Raw genomic sequence first — 1,422 nt, 5'->3', positions numbered from 1 at the left:
TGCAGAGGGCAAACCTAGAAGCGAACTTCTCTGCCGCCAGCGGCGCACCGCCCTCGTTCGTGGGCCGTATATAGTCGCCACCCGATCGAACTGTCAACAGCCAAGATCGCTCTTTTTTCGATTTCTCGTGGAGATATCCACGGAGGGAAAAATTGTAAGCTGGCTTCGTTGAATTCTGGCCGGCAACTCGTCGCCGGCCATTCCGGCAACGCTCGTCACAAGCCACTCTGCCAGGCGGATGCGCTCAACTCGAAATCGCCGGCAGCATTTAGCCGATTGTCGACAGCCGCGCCCCTACGATTTGCGCTTCAGAGCCGTTCTTCGAGTAATTCAGGCGTGATGTTCCGGCCAGCGTAGAAGATGCCCAGGATCATCACACGCTTGCCATCGACAGCGAAAACGATGCTGACCGCGCGGCGATAGCCGATAATCCGCAGCCCCGGCATGATCTCCGCCCGCTCGGTGCCGCGCTGTGGAAATGTCGACAAGCCCAGGCAATGATCGCGGATGCCCACGACAAAATTCCACGCAACCGCGGGTGACGCACGCTCGGCTATGTCATCATAGAGCTGTTCGAATTCGGCTTCCGCTTTCGCGTGGAAGACAATCCGGTATTCCATCCCTACTTGGCTTTCGCCTGCCGGGTGCGGTGACGAGCCTCCAGCCGGGAAAACACCGTTTCGGCTGGAATTCCCTTTGCCGGATCCTGCTGGATCTCGGCCATGCGCGACGGGATTTCCTCGCGCAGCCACTTCTCTCGCTCCGCCTCAAAATCCTCGAGCATGCGCAGGCCGGCACGGACAACTTCGCTGGCATTGTTGTAGCGGCCCGATTCGAGCTGCTTCCTGATGAAGCGCTCATAATGGTCGTTCAAAGCAAAGTTGGGCATGGAAGACCTCCTCGGGAAATATGGAGCCGAGCGACAGATATAGCAATAGATAGCAATAGATAGCAATTTGGTTGATTCGATTCGAATTCACCTCGCTGCGATTCGGTGAAATATCCATCCGCATCCGAATCGGCGGCGATCAAAATGCCGGGTCGAGACGCCGGCGCCCGATCGAGGATCGCAGGGCGGCCGATTTTACGATCTCTGCTCCTCCATTTGCGAGGCGCCTGAGACACAAAAGCCGGCTGAGTTTAAACTCAACCGGCTAATATTATTTCGCACCTAGTGGGGTGCTGATCTCTAATGCGTCTCTCGCACCTCTACGTCCTCATCAGCCGCAGATCAAAGCGAGCACAAGGCGGCAATGTGGAGGGAATGAGTCGGTCTTGGCGAGATCCTGTGGCCCTTGCACGCGGTCTGCGATCTTCCGAAGCAAAAACGCCCGCGCTCACGGGAGGTGTTGTTTGTGAATGGTTTTGGGGGGAGGATTTGGCTTGTTTTTCGGGGGCGTGGGCTTCGCCTGGCTGCGGGCG

At 57.4% G+C, this 1,422-nt stretch carries 2 protein-coding genes; both read right to left on the bottom strand.

What is annotated here, in order from left to right; all coding sequences use genetic code 11:
* Nucleotides 1-308: 308 nt before the first annotated feature.
* On the bottom strand, nt 309-620 hold the full coding sequence (locus tag LB572_RS34280; RefSeq protein ID WP_224670912.1) for a type II toxin-antitoxin system RelE/ParE family toxin: 312 nt from the start codon (nt 618-620) through the stop codon (nt 309-311).
* 2 nt (nt 621-622) lie between these two features.
* Nucleotides 623-889, bottom strand: a complete 267-nt coding sequence (locus LB572_RS34275; protein ID WP_224670911.1) for a type II toxin-antitoxin system ParD family antitoxin — start codon at nt 887-889, stop codon at nt 623-625.
* Between the last annotated feature and the right edge of the window lie 533 nt (nt 890-1,422).

It is taken from the genome of Mesorhizobium sp. BH1-1-5 (genome assembly GCF_020165615.1).
In the GTDB taxonomy this organism is placed as follows: domain Bacteria; phylum Pseudomonadota; class Alphaproteobacteria; order Rhizobiales; family Rhizobiaceae; genus Mesorhizobium.
This window is presented reverse-complemented; position numbering and strand designations above follow the sequence as displayed.